The organism is Chitinophaga skermanii (assembly GCF_003259335.1).
Lineage (GTDB): Bacteria > Bacteroidota > Bacteroidia > Chitinophagales > Chitinophagaceae > Chitinophaga > Chitinophaga skermanii.
The window spans coordinates 589,241-607,068 of sequence record NZ_QLLL01000003.1; the positions used below are offsets into that span (position 1 = coordinate 589,241).

The 17,828-nt window shown below is 43.1% G+C and carries 12 protein-coding genes; 6 read left to right on the forward strand and 6 right to left on the reverse strand.

Annotated features, from left to right (window positions below; genetic code table 11):
* Nucleotides 1-4 precede the first annotated feature (4 nt).
* Nucleotides 5-1,240 carry a glycosyltransferase family 2 protein gene (locus tag LX64_RS10195; RefSeq protein WP_111597526.1) on the forward strand — a complete coding sequence of 412 codons (1,236 nt, stop codon included), beginning with the start codon at nt 5-7 and terminating at the stop codon, nt 1,238-1,240.
* Between the two features lie 349 nt (nt 1,241-1,589).
* On the opposite strand, the gene LX64_RS26020 is transcribed toward LX64_RS10195, so the two are convergent.
* A complete protein-coding gene (locus LX64_RS26020) occupies nt 1,590-2,153 on the reverse strand; it encodes a hypothetical protein (protein WP_111597527.1) in 564 nt (187 codons plus the stop codon).
* A 480-nt stretch (nt 2,154-2,633) separates the two neighbouring features.
* Between LX64_RS26020 and LX64_RS10205 the strand changes: the two genes are divergently transcribed.
* The 4 genes from LX64_RS10205 to LX64_RS10220 all read left to right on the forward strand — a co-directional run bounded on the left by LX64_RS10205 (nt 2,634) and on the right by LX64_RS10220 (nt 9,457).
* Nucleotides 2,634-4,160, forward strand: coding sequence for a bifunctional GNAT family N-acetyltransferase/carbon-nitrogen hydrolase family protein (locus tag LX64_RS10205; protein ID WP_111597528.1), 1,527 nt, complete (start codon nt 2,634-2,636; stop codon nt 4,158-4,160).
* Between the two features lie 74 nt (nt 4,161-4,234).
* Entirely contained in the window at nt 4,235-4,543 is a 309-nt protein-coding gene (locus LX64_RS10210; protein WP_111597529.1) for a thiamine-binding protein, read from the forward strand.
* A gap of 280 nt (nt 4,544-4,823) precedes the next feature.
* The gene (locus tag LX64_RS10215) at nt 4,824-8,009 is read left to right on the forward strand and encodes a SusC/RagA family TonB-linked outer membrane protein (protein WP_111597530.1); all 3,186 of its coding nucleotides are present in this window, start codon (nt 4,824-4,826) and stop codon (nt 8,007-8,009) included.
* Nucleotides 8,010-8,020: 11 nt separating this feature from the next.
* Complete coding sequence (locus LX64_RS10220) at nt 8,021-9,457, forward strand: SusD/RagB family nutrient-binding outer membrane lipoprotein (RefSeq protein ID WP_111597531.1); 1,437 nt, start codon at nt 8,021-8,023, stop codon at nt 9,455-9,457.
* Nucleotides 9,458-9,581: 124 nt separating this feature from the next.
* Here the strand turns inward: LX64_RS10220 and LX64_RS10225 are convergent, their stop codons facing one another.
* The 4 genes from LX64_RS10225 to LX64_RS10240 form a co-directional block, all read right to left on the reverse strand.
* Nucleotides 9,582-9,839: a hypothetical protein gene (locus tag LX64_RS10225; RefSeq protein WP_111597532.1), complete on the reverse strand. Its 258-nt coding sequence runs from the start codon at nt 9,837-9,839 to the stop codon at nt 9,582-9,584.
* 71 nt (nt 9,840-9,910) lie between these two features.
* A complete protein-coding gene (locus tag LX64_RS10230) occupies nt 9,911-10,810 on the reverse strand; it encodes a FecR family protein (RefSeq protein WP_111597533.1) in 900 nt (299 codons plus the stop codon).
* 96 nt (nt 10,811-10,906) lie between these two features.
* Entirely contained in the window at nt 10,907-12,157 is a 1,251-nt protein-coding gene (locus LX64_RS10235) for a YeiH family protein (protein ID WP_111597534.1), read from the reverse strand.
* 47 nt (nt 12,158-12,204) lie between these two features.
* Nucleotides 12,205-13,443, reverse strand: a complete 1,239-nt coding sequence (locus tag LX64_RS10240; protein WP_111597535.1) for a nucleoside recognition domain-containing protein — start codon at nt 13,441-13,443, stop codon at nt 12,205-12,207.
* A 235-nt stretch (nt 13,444-13,678) separates the two neighbouring features.
* Here LX64_RS10240 and ychF point away from each other — a divergent pair, with 235 nt between their 5' ends.
* Nucleotides 13,679-14,782, forward strand: a complete 1,104-nt coding sequence (gene ychF, locus LX64_RS10245) for a redox-regulated ATPase YchF (RefSeq protein WP_111597536.1) — start codon at nt 13,679-13,681, stop codon at nt 14,780-14,782.
* Nucleotides 14,783-14,893: 111 nt separating this feature from the next.
* On the opposite strand, the gene LX64_RS10250 is transcribed toward ychF, so the two are convergent.
* Nucleotides 14,894-17,767: a TonB-dependent receptor gene (locus LX64_RS10250; RefSeq protein ID WP_111597537.1), complete on the reverse strand. Its 2,874-nt coding sequence runs from the start codon at nt 17,765-17,767 to the stop codon at nt 14,894-14,896.
* Nucleotides 17,768-17,828: the final 61 nt, after the last annotated feature.

The window sequence follows — 17,828 nt, forward strand, 5'->3', positions numbered from 1 at the left end:
TTGTATGCAAACCGTAGCAGAGATATTTAATATTCTTTTGTGGATCGTGTCGACGATCGTAGCATTTTACGTGCTGCTACCGTCGTTTTTGTTATTGATTTACGGGTTTAAACGCTTGTTTGGCCTATCTAGTTCACCTTTAAGAAAAGGTGTTAATATTACAAAAGAATACAGTTTTGGCGCCATTGTAGCAGCGCATAGCGATCTTACTTTGGTACCGCCTTTAGTTGATTCGTTGTTGAAGCAAGACTACAAAAACTTTACCGTGTATGTTGTAGCGGATAATTGTACCGACATTAATTTACCGGCTTACGATGAACGCGTGAAAATTTTAGCACCCGAAACGCCTTTCAACGATAAAACGAAAAGTATTCGTCATGCGATTGAGCACTTTGTTGTTCCCCATGATGCTTTTATCATATTCGATTCCGACAATCTTGTTCGTCCCGATTATTTAAGCATATTGAACGCATACTTTAACATGGGATTCCGTGCTGTGCAAACGCATATGTTGCCCAAAAACACAGATACGCGTTTTGCCCAAATGGATGCAGCAGGTAACCATTGGTGTAACTTCGTAGACCGTTTGATGCACATGGAAGTAGGGGTGAGTTCGGCTATTTGGGGATTAGGCGTGGCCATTGAAACGGAACTGTATAAACAGATTTTATTGGAGCAATTCCAACACGGGCAATTTAAAAACTTGGGCGGCTTCGATAAAAAGATGCAAGCACAACTGGTTAAATCGTTGCCATTGTTGGCATATGCAGAAGAAGCAGTAGTGTACGATGAAAAAATCCAAGACGGCAGCAAGTTACAAAAGCAACGCACTCGCTGGATTAATGCCTACTTCAAATCGATGCACGAAGCATGGGAAGTTACCTTGCATGGCCTGAAGAAATTTCGCCCAGGTGTTGTATTCTTCGGCATTAACATGCTACGACCACCATTATTCATGCTGATGGGTTCTGCAGGCTTACTTTGCCTCTTCAATATATGGTGGAACTGGCCAATGGCCATCTTCTGGGCAGCAGCCATCGCTTCATTCGTTGTAAGCTTTTTCGCAATTGTTACCGTTATGAGTAAAGATAGTGGCATTTTTAAAGCCATGTTCTTCTTACCCATATTTGTATGGCGACAAGTGAAAGCATTATTACGCTTCAACGATGCTAAAAGAAACTTCTTACGCACTGCAAATACCAAAGTAGTGTACATAGATGAAATACTCAAGAAAAACTAGTTCTGCAAATATTCAATCACGACACACATCCCGGTATGCTTGCATGCCGGGATATTTTTTTTGCGCCTACTCCTCACTTAAACAACCCGCGAAATACTAAAGGACTTTGCTGTGTTTTCTATTTAAAAAACTTGCTAAAGCTCCGGCGTATTGTAGTAACGTGTCGAGCTTGGAAATGATGATTCCTTTGCTGAATTGATCAATATTAGAACGGTATTCCAGGAGCATGTTTTCGACAATATCTTGTAAAATGCTTTCTTCCTTTTCTGATAAGAATAAAAATTAGAGGTTGAGGTAGCCCTAACTACGTTTATTGTAGCCGGATTTCTTTCGCGTAAAAAAGTGAGGATTAATAAGGGATATAGTAGATGCCCAGCATGCCTTTCATTAAATCGAGCATCAATACATCGCCTTCATCGTGCGTACTGTATACATCTACATAAGAGCGGAACCTATATTTCTGTAATGTTTGGTGGTCGACGAATTCGAAGTGATGCATGCTTTGGGCGCGGCCGGAGATGGCTTTTTCTTCTTTTTCTAACAGGGTAACGGCTTTCTTGTGTTTTTCTTGGTAGCCGCATTGTTCATTTAACAGTATCATACATCCCGCACTGCAAACACATACAATCATAGCAAAAATGGCACAGCCACAGAATAAATACACTACTTCTTTCCATTTAAAGTGCCTCTGCCGTAATACAAAGTAGAGTACAATGCCGCTTATTATTAGCACGACGGGGAATAAGTACACGAACATACAAATTCGCAAACTGGTTAACTCTACCATGATCAACCGTCCATCGATCATTATCTTAGAAAAAACAAATAACATAATTAAACCGACCAGCACTAGCAAGCCGATGCCTATGATACTTAATAAATGGAATTTGTCGTTTTTAGGACGTTTAGCCATGGCATAGTATTAGAGGTGTAACGTGGTAACCTCGATTTTGGTGTATGAAAAAAGCGAAAATCTATTTGTTATTCGAAATATACTAGAATTTTCTCAATTGCCCAATTTACGGCCTTAAAATCCCCCAAAACAGCATTGTAGATAAGTTAACCACCTCCCAATATGAAAATAGGGGTGTAACATGGGATATATATGTAGTATATAGCTGGAACATTGGAATAACATTGGAAGACCATTAGAAGACCATTAGAAGAACATTAGAAGATATTATATTTACACTTTATCATAAACACCGGCTATACTTAATTCACTTCCATTCAACCCTTTACCTTCAATTTAAAGAAAACTGTTACACTGCGTGTACAAATCATTGCCATACCGTATACTTTCCAGAATTAGGCCGCCAGTTGTTCACTAAGTGGATGCATGTAATAACTTTTGGGTCTAATTATTGTTTATCTTCTGGAAAACCTCAAAACTATGGCCGATACAATTGAAATCAGGAATTTAACAGCAGAAGATTACCACGATTTGAAAGAATCGATGGTAAGCGCGTATAAGGACATGCCGGGCAGTTATTGGAGAGAAAGTACTATCCAGAAGTTAATCAGCCTCTTCCCAGGAGGGCAAATAGCTGTAGCCGTGAACGGTAAAGTAGTGGGCTGTGCTTTGTCGATTATTGTGGATTACAATAAGTTCGGCGACGACCATACTTACGAACAAATATCAGGTTATTACACCTTCAATACCCACAACCCTAAAGGGGATATTTTATATGGCATAGAAGTATTCGTACACCCCGATTTTCGTGGTATGCGTTTAGCCCGTAGGCTTTACGATGCGCGGAAAGTGCTCTGCGAACAACTTAACCTGCGCGGGATCGTAGCCGGTGGCCGGATACCCAATTACGATAAATATGCCGACCAACTTACGCCCCGCGAGTACATGGAAAAAGTACGGGATAAAGAAATCTATGATCCTACGCTCACCTTCCAATTCTCGAACGACTTCGTGGTAAAGAAAATCTTACGTAACTACTTACCAAGTGATGAGGCTAGTCATGGTTTCGCCACCTTGTTACAGTGGTACAACATCTATTATGAGAAAGACAGTGATATCATCCGCTACAATAAATCCACCGTTCGTATTGGCCTAGTACAATGGCAAATGCGTACTTACAGTGGTGTAGGAGGCTTACTAGAGCAAGCCGAATACTTTATCGATGCAGTAAGTGATTACGCCTCCGACTTTTGCGTGTTCCCCGAATTCTTCAATGCCCCGTTGATGATAGAATTTAACCAGCTCGACCAAGCTGGGGCCATCCGTGGATTGGCGAAGCATACGGAATACATATTACAGAAGTTCTGCGATTTTGCCGTTTCATACAACGTGAACATTATTACGGGTAGTATGCCAATTGTGATTGATGAACAGCTGTACAACATTGCTTACTTGTGCAGGCGCGATGGTACTTACGAACAATTCATCAAAATACACCCTACACCAAGCGAAGTGAGTAGTTGGGGAATGAAAGGCGGTAACGAAGTAAAAGTATTTGAAACGGATTGTGGGAAAATTGGGATATTGATTTGTTATGATGTTGAATTCCCGGAACTCTCCCGGATACTGGCAGCGCAAGGCATGCAAATTCTCTTTGTTCCTTTCTTAACCGACACCCAAAACGGCTATAACCGCGTGCGTTTCTGTGCACAAGCCCGCGCCATTGAAAACGAATGTTATGTAGCCATTGCCGGCTGCGTAGGGAACCTGCCAAAGGTGAATAACATGGATTTACAATATGCTCAATCTGCCGTACTTACGCCCTCTGATTTCCAGTTCCCGGTAACAGGGGTGAAAGCCGATGCCACGCCGAATACAGAAATGATTGTTATTGCGGATGTTGATTTGGTATTACTGAAAGAACTACACGCCTTTGGTAGTGTTCAGAATTTGAAAGATATGCGGAAAGATTTGTATGAAATAAAATTAAAAAAACCACTGAAATAAAAGTTTTGTATTTTCTTTGCGTATACATCTGCTGCACTTAGCCCAGTGCTGCCATATCTAGTAAACCAAGAACCATGCAACATAAGATTAACCTGGCCTTGCAAATATTGCCGCAAGTAGCTACAGACCAAGTTTATGCCGTAGTTGATGAAGCAATTGCCGTGATTAAGAATTCGGGGGTTAAATACCGTGTATGCCCCTTTGAAACCGTGATGGAAGGAACGTACGACGAACTAATGGACATCGTGCGTAAAGCCCAAGAAGTATGTTTCAAAGCAGGAGCAGGCCAATTGCTCGTATACATCAAAATGCAAATCAAAGCAAACGAAGATGTTTCCATCGAAGATAAAACAGGCAAATATGATGCAGAAGCATCGTTGTAAGTAATCGTCATCGGCGTCTATTATACAATGAATAACGCCGATGATCACTTTCCAGTAAAGTAGCACGGGAATTGTTGTTATATTTAGCTAGATAGTAAACACTTATTACGGGAAGTTAATTCAACCGGCGTTCTGCCCGGTTTAGTCCAATTTGAAACGCAATTTTTTATCAACCAAATGAGATAGGGATACACGCTGAAACCGCAATGGTGGCCAACTCACACTCTTCTTTATCGCTGTTATCCCATCTCAATTATTTATTCAACCCAAAATCGCGCTCATGAAACAAATCTCCGCGCTCATGATGGCATGTTGCATGCTATTGCTGCCTTATTATTTGGCAGCCCAAACCCGCGTCATTTCCGGTACTGTAAAGGATGCCCAAACAAAAGAAGGGCTTCCTGGTGTTACTGTGAAAGTTAAGGGTACCTTATCGGGAACTACCACATTACAACAAGGTCAATTTAGCTTACAAGTACCCGAGAATGCCGTGTTGGTATTCAGCTTTATTGGGTACTTATCGCAGGAAATTCCCACAGCAAATCAAACAACGCTGGTTGTGGAATTGAAAAGCGATACGAAGAACCTGGAACAAGTGGTGGTAACGGCACTGGGTATTACCCGGAAACAACGCTCCGTAGGGTATGCTGCGCAACAACTTCAAGGCAGCAATCTTACCATGACCAAGGATAACAATGTACTTGGCACCCTCGCCGGTAAAGTAGCCGGTGTACAAGTAACCGGTGCATCCGGTGCCAGCATGGGAGGTACACAGAAAATTAAAATACGTGGCGTTAACTCCATCAACGGTACCGACCAGGCTTTGATCGTGGTTGATGGCACACCTATTTCCAACTCCAATTTCGCAGGGTATGGCGGGCCCGATTATGGTAACCTCGCCCAAGATATCAACCCCGACGACATTGAAACCATTACCGTACTAAAAGGCCCCGCTGCTTCCGCTTTGTATGGCTTACGGGGGCAGTATGGTGTAGTAATGATTACCACCAAGAAAGGTGGTCGTAAAGGCGGCAAAAAGGTAAATGTTGACTTCAGTTCCGCCGCTTCTATGGAACAAGCTACCCGCTTTATGCCCATGCAAAATATTTACGGCGGTGGCTCGAGCCAGAACTTCATTCAACTGAACGGGCAGAATTTCATCGATGGTACCGATGAAAGCTGGGGACCAAAAATGGATGGTCAAGATGTACGCATGATGTATAGCTATTACCCCAAAGACCCCATGTATGGTAAAACAACGAAGTTCGTTCCTCAACCCAATAACATCAAAGATTACTATGAAACGGGGTATACCTTCAACAATAATATCTCCGTTTCCGGTGGCGACGATATTTCCAGCTTCCGCGTGTCGTACAACAATACCAGCATTACAGGTATTGAACCTAACACGTATTTAAAGCGAAACAACCTTACCATGTCGGGTTCGGTGAATGCGAGTAATAAAGTGCAACTCAACGGGTCGATCAACTATGCGAATAACAAAGGGCAGCGGCCGGCACAAGGCTACCAGCAAGGAAATGCCACGTACATGCGCCAATGGTTCCAGCGCTCGCTTGACATGAATAAATTGCGCCAATATAAGTACGACGATCCATCGCACCCGTTCTACCAATGGAACATTCCGAATCCCGATGGCAATGGTAACTTAACCAGTGTAACACCGTACGATTGGAACAACCCTTTCTTTAACTTATATGAAAACCCCAACCACGATTCGCGTAACCGCTTCTTTGGGAACGTGGGTGTTTCGTATGATATCTTGCCAGGCTTAAAGGCAACAGGAACCGTTCGTGGCGATGTATACACACAAAACATTGATACGCGTAGCGCGGCGGGTGGACAAAAGATCCAGGGCTATACACAGGGCAAATATGAAGGCAAGGAATTCAACTACGAATTGCTGGTTCAATACAACAAAACCTTCAACGATTTTTCGCTGAATGCTACGGCCGGTGCGAACGTAATGTATCAAAACTATAGTTACATCTATGGTGCTACGGCAGGTGGTTTGTTGATCAAAAACTTCTTCAACTTAAGCAACTCGCTCGATCGATCAACACCAGAAAACTACCAACGTAAGAAACAAGTAAATAGCCAATTTGTAAATGCTAGTCTTGGTTACAAGGATATGCTTTTCTTGGATGCATCGTTACGCAGCGATCAATCTTCCACCTTGCCTAAAAACAACCGTAATAACCTTTACCCAAGCGTTTCCGGTAGCTTTGTATTTAGTGAAATAGTAGGCTGGAACCCGTTGAGCTTTGCGAAAGTGCGTGTAGGTTATGCCGAAGCTGGGAATGATGTAGCGGCTTATCAAACCTACAATACATTCGCTTTGGGCATTCCTTATGGCACCTTGGCTACAGAATACATTCCCAATACGCTGAATAATCCAGGTTTAAAACCATCGATCGGTAAATCGTTTGAAGCAGGCTTGGAAGCTAGGTTCTTAAACAATAGAGTAGGATTCGACTTCACCTACTATAACCAACGTAACTTAAACCAGATTTTAACTTTGAACACGGGTGGTTCTACAGGGTATACCCAAATGGTGACGAATGCCGGTAATATCAAAAACAGTGGTATTGAATTAAGCGTGAACGGCTCGCCGGTAAAGGGGAAGAAGTTTTCTTGGGATGTGAACTTCAACATCAACAATAACAAAAGTGAAATCGTGAAATTGGCACCTGGTATACCGAACCAAGTATTAGATCAGAATACATATTCTGGTCAAACCGTGTATATACAAGCAAAAGAAGGCGCAGCTTTCGGTCGTTTGATTGGTAACGCTTACCTACGCGATACAAAAACCGGTAAAATAATGCTCGATGCCAGCAATTTACCTATTATGAACCCTAACCAGGATTTAGGCAGCGTTATTCCCAATTTCACCGGTGGTTTACAAAACACCTTCCGTTATGGCAACTTTGAATTGGGCGCGATGTTAGACTTCCAATCGGGTGGTAAGTTCTTTAGCTGGACGAGGATGTTGAGTGTGAAAGCAGGCCTGGCAGAAGAAACAGCCGCTATGAACGATCGGGGTAAAAACGTGCGCGACGATGTAGCTAGTGGTGGCGGTGTAAAAGTGAACGGTATTTCCCAAGCAACGGGCGAAGAAGTTACCACTTATGTAACGGCGAAAACCTACTTCCGTACGCGCCTGGGTACACAGATTTACGAAGAATGGTGTTATGATGCATCGTATATCAAAATGCGGGAAATGCGGTTAGCATACAACTTTGCGAAGAAACAATTCAAAGGGTTACCATTCACGAACCTCAACTTAGCCTTCATAGCACGTAATCCATTTATGATATATCAAAAGGCACCGAAAGGATTAGATCCTTCCGAGCTATCAACAGGTAGTACTTCTATCAGTTGGTTAGAAACAGGACAGTTGCAAACAACCCGTTCTTTTGGTGTGAACCTTACTATTTCATTATAAACGATACGATCATGAAAAAACTCATAAAAAGCTGTTTAGCGCTGGCCATCGGGGGTTTAACTCTTGGTGCTTGTTCTATTTCCGACGATATGAACGTAAATCCCAACTTACCAAAAGAAGGGTCGAACGCGTTCTTGCTTACTTACGCGATACAACAAACACCGAACATGGTAGAAACCATTTACGGGAATTTGTATATACAACATTGGTCTGAAAAGATTTATACCGATGCGTCGCGTTATACGAATATCAACTTCTCCAATTACTCGTTCTACGCCGATCCTTTGATGAACTTGCAAAGTATTATTGAGGCGAAGAATTTGTCGGATGAAGATGGTTCTGTTGCCAACCAAGTGGCTGTGGCACGTATTTTAAGGGCTATATTTTATTGGCACATGACGGATCGTTGGGGTGATATTCCTTACACGAACGCGTTAAAAGGTCAACGTGTACCCGACCCGGCTTACGATACACAGCAAGCGATCTACGCCGATTTATTCAAAGAATTGAAAGCGGCACAAGCGCAGATCGATGCAGGTAAAGGTCCTACCGGCGATATATTATACAATGGCAACATGACCAAATGGAAACACTTGGCCAACACGGTGCGCATGTTGATGGCATTGCGATTATCGAAAATAGATGCGCAAACCGGCGCTACGGAATTCAATGCAGCCATTGCTGATGGCGCCTTTGCAAACAATGCCGAAAATGCCGTGTATAAACACTTACCAGATGCCAATAACCAGAACAACTGGTACTATGTATTTATTGTACAAAAACGCCGTTGGTATGCAATTTCCGAAGCCTTGGCTAATTATATGAATAGCACGAATGATCCGCGTATTAAAGTGTTTGCCGATCCGCGTGCAGCAGATGGTAAATATGCAGGCATGCCATATGGTGTAGATGGCGCTGTTGCGGGCAACATCCCGGAAAGCCAAGTATCGATGTTAGGCGCGAGTTTGCGTGCGCAAGATGCACCTACCAACTTGGTTACCTTCCCACAAGTATTGTTTGCCATGGCTGAAGCAGCTAAGCTGGGTTGGATTAACGGTGGCGATGCTTCGGCAGCGAATTACTACAAGCAAGCGATTGAACAATCGGTTCGCCAATGGCGCAACAACGATACTACCGGTTTAGGAGCTTTGATGACAGCCCCCGGTGTGCCCTATGATCCAGCCAATGCGGTAAAGCAAATTGCTTATCAACGTTGGGTGCATTTGTATATGAATGGTTATGAAGCATGGGCAGAATGGCGTAGAACAGGCTTCCCTGTATTAACACCGGCACCGGATAATAACAACTTACCCATTCCCCGCAGGCAAGGTTACCCTGTATTAGAACCGGCGTTGAATGAGAAGAATTATAAAGACGCCGTACAGCGCCAAACTGGGTTTAATGGGAAAGATGATTTGAATGGTAGAGTTTGGTGGGATAAACAATAAAGTAAGGTGTGTTTGCTACTGCTAGTTTAATAAACTAATTCGCAAGCGCGGCCATCAAGTATAAGCCTGGGGAGAATTCTTCCCGGGCTTTTTTTGTTGAATGAGTTGTGGAAGTAGAGAGATATTAAGACATCGAGATCAGTTTGTATGCGAGTACCATTGGTAATACCCCTACCATGAGATAGATGCCGGAACGAGAAAAGGCAGTGCAAACGGGTTGGCGGAACAATTTTAATAGGCCGCTGAGTACTACATTGGCGGCGATTAATAAACCGTAATAACAGAGTACGATCAATATTTCTTTTTCACTTTGACGGTGGGCAGCTTGGAAAAGGATATAGGCTACCAACAGGATATTCAAGATGTAAACAAACCATCGCATGTTGAATCAATTAATCATCTGCCACAAACATACGGCAGGCTGGGCACATAAAAAATGATGTATATCACGATTTATTTACGGGCGATATGGATAATGCCATCTTCTTTGTAAGTTTTGATGGGCGTTGTTTTCGTAAGATCGAGTAGGAAAGAATCCAATGGCTCGGTAATATCTAAGGTGGCGCTAAAGGTTTCTTTTTCGAGTCGTAAATCATCGAAGATCATAGCGGTGTTGTACCAGCGTTTTACGGGGGCTACCAGTTGTTTAAGCGGTGCATGTTCAAAGTACATTTGTCCTTGCATCCAAGTGGTAACGTACAAATTATGCAACCTATATAGCTCTAAATCTTTATCGTGTTCGGAGCGAATGGTGGTGCCGGCAGTAGGATTGGCCACTTGTTGCCCATTAGAAATTCGCATATTACCGGCGAGCATAGCTACTTCGGTAATACCTGTGGTGTAAGTATTGATATTACACATGCCCGAATCCATTTTAATATTTACATACCCTGCATGCATAATAAACGGTTGTTCGCGCAGGCTGGGTTGTACAAAAGCTTCTCCTTCGATAAATACTTCGCGGAATTGTTGCGGGGTACCGTATGGAAAGCGGATCGTGGTTTCGGCATTGAGCCAAATGAGAGTGCTATCAGCTAATACTATTTTGAATTGTTTTCCTGCCGGTACGCGTAAAGTGCCCCACAAAGGGATGGCCGAGGAGTGGGGTAGCACTGCCATTTCTTTACTCGATATATGGAAGAATTGTTGTGTATGGTTCTTTTGAGGACGGTGTATTGGGTAAGACACATTTTCATGGGATGTGAAAGATATGATTTCTTGCCCATGTTCGTCGACAAACTTTGTAACAGGACTCGTAGAAGATTTGTATTTCAACACCAACGCCACTGCCAAAGCCAGTAAACTGCAGATGATAATAACTGTACTCGGCCTAATAGATCGGCGTTTGCGCATGGATATGATGATTGTTTTATGGTCGCAAAATGATAAAAACGTTCCCGGTTACAAAAGGTTGTTTCCTTCTACCGGGAACGCAAAATTATTTTGATACTAGCGAAAAACCAAGTAAGCTACTACTAAAGTGAAAATGATGTTGAACAACTGCGCGATGATAAAGGCCATGGCAGGGCGTCCGTTCTCCATTTTGAAAATATCTGTAAACTTCGTTTCCAAGCCAATACAAGCAAATGCAAGGGCAAAAAAGCAAGTTTGTAAATCTTTTATCGGTGCCTTAGCAGCTTTCACCACGTCTGCAGGCATTAAGAAAGAAAACAACAAAGAAGCTACTATAAAGCCAAGTACGAACTTCGGGAAACGTTCCCAGATTGTTTTTAATCCAGGGCGTTGTTGTTGCGCCGCGTCTTTGCTTTTATGATTGTACGCCCAATAAACTGAAATAAAGAAGGCTGCTAAGCCTAGTAACACATTCTGTGAAAACTTCACGAGCGTAGCATATTTCAATGCTTCTTCTCCTAACATTGTTCCAGCGGCTACTACGGCACCAGAAGTATCGATGGTACCACCTAACCATGCACCGGCAATAGCGGGCGATAGGCCCATTAAGTTGGCGAGGTAAGGCATGAATAACATCATGGGAATTGCCACGATTAATACGAGCGAGATTACGTGTGAGAGCTTTTTATTATCGCCTTCAATGGCACCAGAGGTGGCAATGGCAGCTGATACACCACAAATACTCACAGCGCTGGAAATCATCATCTTAAATTCATCGTCGAGCTTAAACTTCTTACACACCCAAAACGCGAAGTACCAAACGCTGAATACAACAATCACACTTTGCAATATACCCAGTACGCCCGCCTTCAAAATATCGTTGAAGATGATACCTGCGCCCAGTAATACCAAGCCCGATTTGATGAAAAACTCGGTTTGAATGGCCGGTTTAATCCAAGCCGGCACGCCTGTTACATTGCTAATAAATAAGCCTACGAGCAAGCTGAACAATACAATTTCAACCCCGAAGTCTTTCACTACTTTATTGCCTGTAATTACTTGCGCTAATACGGAAATAAGCATAATGGCCGCAAAACCTGGTACAAGGTTCGCACCTATGGGTTGCTTCGCCAGTAGTTTGTATAGTAATAAGGCCCCTAATCCCCACAGGAATAAGATACCAATGTTGAGGTAGTTTTTACCGTTACTCATGGCCGTTGTAAAGGTTTCGCCGCTATTCCATTCGAATTTCGGCATGGCCGGGGTCACGAATAAACATATCAAGGCAATACTGGCAAAGGCCGTTATTACCGAAATCCAATCTTCATGCAAGGGTTTCTTGAGCATAGGTTGTCTTGTTAAGCGTAATAATTGTTAGTGTGTTAAGCGCGCTTTTAATGATAAAAAATATACGCGATGATTATGGCTGCTATAATACCGATTAAGTCGGCAATTAAACCGCAAACGAGGGCATGACGGGTGTTTTTAATACCCACCGAGCCAAAATATACAGCTAATACGTAGAAAGTTGTTTCTGTAGAACCATTCATGATACTGGCTAAACGACCCACGAAGGAATCGGGACCATAACGAGGATCAGCAAAAATATCCACCATAAAGCCACGGGCACCGCCTCCGCTGAGTGATTTCATAAATCCAACAGGCAAAGCCGGTACGAAGTCGGTATTCACCCCTAACATCGCAAAGAAGCTACCGATCCCGTTGATAATAAAATCCAAGCACCCCGTTACCCTAAAGGCCGAAATCGCTACCAAGATGGCTACTAAGTAAGGGATAATCATCACCGAGGTGGTAAAACCTTCCTTGGCACCGTCGATAAATACTTCGTATACGTTGATTTTACTTAACATACCCGCTACTAAAAAGGCAATAATAATCCCGATAATCATTGTACCCCCAATGGCACCTGTAACGGCAGCCATTCTATCCGGTGGCAAATCTTTAATGGCGAATAACATCAGCGCCATAAAACCGGCGATAATGCCTACAAATGCCAAAATAGAAGGCTTAAACAGGTTAATACGCTGGAAAAAGGCCACGGCAATTAAGCCCGACATGAAGGAGATGAATGTACCGATGAGTGTGGGTATGAAAATTTCCGCGGGATTGGCCGAGCCTTGGGCCAAGCGCATGGCAATCACGGAAGTAGGTATAATTGATAAACCGGCCGTATTCAGTACCAAGAACATAATTTGTGCGTTCGTGGCTGTTTCCGGCGTGGGGTTCAAGTCTTGTAATTGTTTCATGGCTTTCAGGCCAATGGGGGTAGCGGCATTGTCGAGGCCAAGGGCATTGGCGGAGAAATTCATAAAAACAGATCCCAAGGCAGGGTCGTTCTTGGGCACGCCGGGGAATAATTTGGTAAAGAAAGGGTTCAGCAGGCGCGCCATCCTATTGATCATCCCTGCTTTTTCACCTACCCGCATAATGCCAAGCCAGAAGGTCATAATACCCACTAAGCCAATGGATATTTCGGCGCCGGTTTTCGCACTATCGAACATCCCGTTCATCACTTTTGAAAACACGTCGATGTCGTTCAAGAAGATCATCTTGTAAAGGCCGACTAAGAACGCGATGATAAAAAATGCCAACCAAACAAAGTTTAAGGCCATAAGCGAGTATCGATTTTTTGGTGATCCGGCTGGTTTGCTATACCGCCGGGGCGACAAATTAATAAAATTTCACAGTAAACAAGGGTAAATGTAAGCATGAACGGTTTAAGAAGGGGATAAAACACGTTTAAAAAGCAATGAATTACCCATTGTGCATTTTTATGATTGTAAATTAATGTTATACGAGGCGGATAATTAGGATTTTAGGGCTACCTTTGCACAAATTTTTGAAAAAATGGCTTTACAAGCAGGTATTGTAGGTTTACCGAACGTAGGTAAATCGACTTTATTTAACGCGGTGAGTAATAGTGCAAAAGCACAAGCAAGTAATTACCGCTTTTGTACGATTGAACCGAATGTTGGATTAGTAGATGTTCCGGATGAACGTTTAGATAAATTGGCTGAGTTAGTAAAGCCAAACCGTGTTGTACCTACAACGATTGAGTTTGTGGACATTGCGGGTCTTGTGAAAGGTGCGAGCAAGGGCGAGGGTTTGGGTAACAAATTCTTGGCGAACATCCGCGAAGTAGATGCCATCGTGCATGTAATTCGCTGTTTCGAAGACGATAACATCTTGCGTGAAGAAGGTGCGATTAACCCGGTAGGCGATAAAGAAATTATCGACACTGAATTGCAATTGAAAGATTTGGAAAGTGTTGATAAGAAGATTGCAAGAACCGAGAAAATGGCGAGAACCGGTGGCGACGCGAAAGCGAAACGCGAATTGGAAATCTTGTTACAGTGCAAAAACCACTTGGAACAAGGTAAAAACATCCGTGAACTGGGTATTGCGAAAGAAGATCGTAACGCGATTGCTGATTTGTTCTTGTTAACAGAAAAGCCTGTATTGTATGTTGCGAACGTAGACGAGGGTTCTATCCACACAGGTAACAAATATTCTGAAGCATTAAGAGAAGCTGTAAAGGCGGAAGGTGCTGAAGTAATTGTAATGAACAACACCATTGAAGCACAAATCTCCGAAATGGAAGATCCTGCTGATAAAGAATTGTTCCTCGGCGAATACAACCTTACAGAACCTGGTTTGAACAGGTTAATCCGTTCTGCTTACAAACTCTTGAAATTGATCACTTACTTCACTGCAGGTGTACAAGAGGTACGTGCATGGACGATCGGCGAAGGTTGGAAAGCTCCCCAAGCGGCCAGCGTAATCCACACCGATTTCGAGAAAGGTTTCATTAAAGCGGAAGTTATTTCTTTCGACGACTACGTGAAATTTGGTTCAGAATCTGCTGCGCGCGATAACGGTCGTTTCCGTATCGAGGGTAAAGAATATGTAGTAAGTGATGGCGATGTAATGCACTTCCGTTTCAACGTATAGTAGCATACCGCTTTACATAGAAGATACTTCACTTTATTGTGAAGGTTACAACAAAAGAAGGCCCGGGTGTAAAGCCCGGGCCTTCGCTATTAAGGTAAGTGTGTGCGTTGATTATTTCGCGAATAAACCGTCGAATTGTAAAGCAACATAGTATACACCGCCTACACTTGGGTTACCAAATGATGTGATGTAGTAGTTGTTCAACAAGTTAGAAGCGCCCAATTTAATCATAGCCTTAGCAGTTGGAATTTTGTAGTTCACTTGTGCATCCAAGGTACCAAATGCCGGTACATCGCCTACAGCAAATGTGGAAGTCCATCTGAAAGAATTCTGCCAACGGTAAGTAACATTGAAGCCTACGTTTTTGTAAACATTCCTATTACCTACGCCTACGTTAAATCTCCAATCAGGCGTATTGAAATCGCTGTATAAACCTTCGGCAGCTTTGCTGATTTTGTTGTAAGAAGTATTGGTAGAGAACTGCCATGTTTTCACAACATAATCTAAGCCAATAGCGAAACCTTGTGTTTTTACTTCGTCTGGGTTATTTACTACGGTAGAGAATACTTTGTAGTTACCAGATACTAAACCTGCTGGTGTGCCATCAGGTGTTTGTAATACGTTCAAAGTAGACACGAAGTTGGTGTACGAGTTGAAATAGTAGTAAGCATCGATTAACAAGCGTTTACCCAGTAAACCACGGTAACCGATTTCGAATGCTTTTACGCTTTCAGGTTTGAACTCGCCGAAAACTTGTTTCTTCAATACAGCTGGGTTACCGGTTGCTTGGAACTGTTGTACGCTGGCTTGCGTATATGCAGTGTTTGTTCTTAATTGGTATTTATCCAACAAGCTAGGTAAACCACCAATTAAGGTCGTGTTAGCACGTACTAACAAATCGATGTATTGGTTTTGAGTAGTAGGATTGCGGAAACCTGTTTGGAACGACAACCTAATGTTGTTCTGCGGTGCCACTGTGAATACCGCTGCCAATCTTGGTGTAAAGCGACCTTCAAAGTTTTCGTTCTTATCGTAACGAACTGAACCCGTTAACGCGATTTTATCATTCAACAACTTCTTACCAATTTGTAAGAAACCACCGTATTCATCGATTTTGATTTTATCTGTTTCATCATCGAAGATGGTACCGTCGGAAGCCAATGCATATCTTCTGAAGGAAGCACCTACTTGCAAGTCGAATATTTTAATATGCTCGCTGAAGTTATACATACCTTCATAGTGGTACATGTTTGTTTTATCGTTGAACTTCGCACCGTTTCTACCTGGGGCGGCACCGATGTAGCGGTTCGTGATCGCTTCTTTGGCGTCGTTGAATTCTTTAGAACCTGGGGTAAAACGACCTTGATCGGCTAAGTTACGTGCAGCAGCGTGTGCTTGGGCATCGGTAGCACCTTGCAATTTTGCAGCGCTATATGCACCAACGTATTGAGGGAACCAAGTAGTACTTGCTTTCCATGTTTCGTTCATGATCGACGCCAAAGCTGTAGCGTTGTAAGAATCGCCAGAACGTTCTTGGGTAGTATAACCGCGTACGTAGAAGTTTTTACCACGTAATTCGAGTTTGTACTGGCCCATGTTGAAATTGCTTAAAGAGTAACGATCGGCACCTGTATACACGCTCGTACCTTTACCCCAATGGCCTTGGGCAATTAATTCCAAGTGATCGGTAAAGCGGTAGTGTAATGCAAGGTTGGTACGTAAAATACGCGTATCGTAGTCAACCAAATCTTTCTCTTTGTAACCTGTTCTTGATACCAAGGTATCTTTCAATAAGCCATTTGTATATCCCGCGTAAATAGGGAAGTACGGCGCAATTTGCGGCGTGTTTTGAATAAAGGCATTGATTTGTGCTTGTGTTGGAGCTGAACCGGTGGCTTGTGTATAGCCGGCAATGTACTGGTTGATGGCCGGTTGGATTTGAGAAACCACGCTACCGCCTACACTGTGCATGTTGGCGTTGATTTCATCACCGTAGATATTGATACCATCGTAGTTTGGATCATCTTTATGCGAATAACCCGGTACGTTCTTTAAGAACAAGCGGTTGATATTCGATGAATCAGATGCTTGCCAGTCGTTCGCTTGCATGTAAGACACACCCACTTTGAATGCAAATTTGCCGAATGATTTCGCGTAACGTGCGCTCAAATCGGGGATGAAGCCAGTAGACTGGCCTTGTTTACTACCAACATGGTTCATACCTGCTTTAATTTGGAGGCTTAAACCTTGGTAGTCGTAAGGATTTTTACTGGTCATGAGCAAAGTACCATTTGTACCACCTGCACCGTATAAGGCAGAAGAGGCACCTGGTAGTAACTCTACGTTGTCTACATCCAATTCGTTCATACCAAGGATATTACCTACGGAGAAGTTCAAGCCGGGGGCTTGGTTATCCATACCATCCATGAATTGGTTGAAACGAGTATTACCATTTGAGTTGAACCCCCTAGTGGTAATAGAGTTGAAGGTAAGACTTTGCGTGCTGGATTCTACGCCTTTGATGCTGGTTAAAGCATTGTAGAAGCTCATAGCCGGGGTTTCGCGGATAGCCCGCGTGTTAATCTTTTCGATGGAAACGGGAGATTCCATGATGTTTTGGGATACGCGGCTGGCAGATACAACTACTTCTTGGCCGAGAATTTCGGTGGAAGTCATTTGTACTTGTAAAGATGCGCCCGCGCTCGTTACCACCACTTCCTCTTTTGTAAACCCAACATAGGTAAAGGTAAGGGTTAACGGCAAACTATGCGATGTGCTTAGTTTAAACTCACCCGCGTTATTGGTGACCGTTCCTGCGCTGCTACCTTTCACAGCTACAGACACACCGGGGATTTTGTCGCCCGTTGTTTTGTTGACCACCGTACCTTGTAAGGTGATTTTTTCTTGCGCCATCGCAAACTGGCTACCAACTGCAAGCAGCATGCAAAACAGTAGTAGGCAGCATTTAGAATACGTGCTTTTCATAATGGGAATTTAATGCCTCTGAAAACGTGTTACAGTATTCTAAATATAACAAATTACCTAA

Bases quoted from the DNA above. Each gene is read 5' to 3' on its own strand.
- LX64_RS10195 (WP_111597526.1), top strand. From the start codon at position 5: ATGCAAACCGTAGCAGAGATATTTAATATTCTTTTGTGGATCGTGTCG.
- LX64_RS26020 (WP_111597527.1), bottom strand. From the start codon at position 2,153: ATGGCTAAACGTCCTAAAAACGACAAATTCCATTTATTAAGTATCATA.
- LX64_RS10205 (WP_111597528.1), top strand. From the start codon at position 2,634: ATGGCCGATACAATTGAAATCAGGAATTTAACAGCAGAAGATTACCAC.
- LX64_RS10210 (WP_111597529.1), top strand. From the start codon at position 4,235: ATGCAACATAAGATTAACCTGGCCTTGCAAATATTGCCGCAAGTAGCT.
- LX64_RS10215 (WP_111597530.1), top strand. From the start codon at position 4,824: ATGAAACAAATCTCCGCGCTCATGATGGCATGTTGCATGCTATTGCTG.
- LX64_RS10220 (WP_111597531.1), top strand. From the start codon at position 8,021: ATGAAAAAACTCATAAAAAGCTGTTTAGCGCTGGCCATCGGGGGTTTA.
- LX64_RS10225 (WP_111597532.1), bottom strand. From the start codon at position 9,839: ATGCGATGGTTTGTTTACATCTTGAATATCCTGTTGGTAGCCTATATC.
- LX64_RS10230 (WP_111597533.1), bottom strand. From the start codon at position 10,810: ATGCGCAAACGCCGATCTATTAGGCCGAGTACAGTTATTATCATCTGC.
- LX64_RS10235 (WP_111597534.1), bottom strand. From the start codon at position 12,157: ATGCTCAAGAAACCCTTGCATGAAGATTGGATTTCGGTAATAACGGCC.
- LX64_RS10240 (WP_111597535.1), bottom strand. From the start codon at position 13,443: ATGGCCTTAAACTTTGTTTGGTTGGCATTTTTTATCATCGCGTTCTTA.
- ychF (WP_111597536.1), top strand. From the start codon at position 13,679: ATGGCTTTACAAGCAGGTATTGTAGGTTTACCGAACGTAGGTAAATCG.
- LX64_RS10250 (WP_111597537.1), bottom strand. From the start codon at position 17,767: ATGAAAAGCACGTATTCTAAATGCTGCCTACTACTGTTTTGCATGCTG.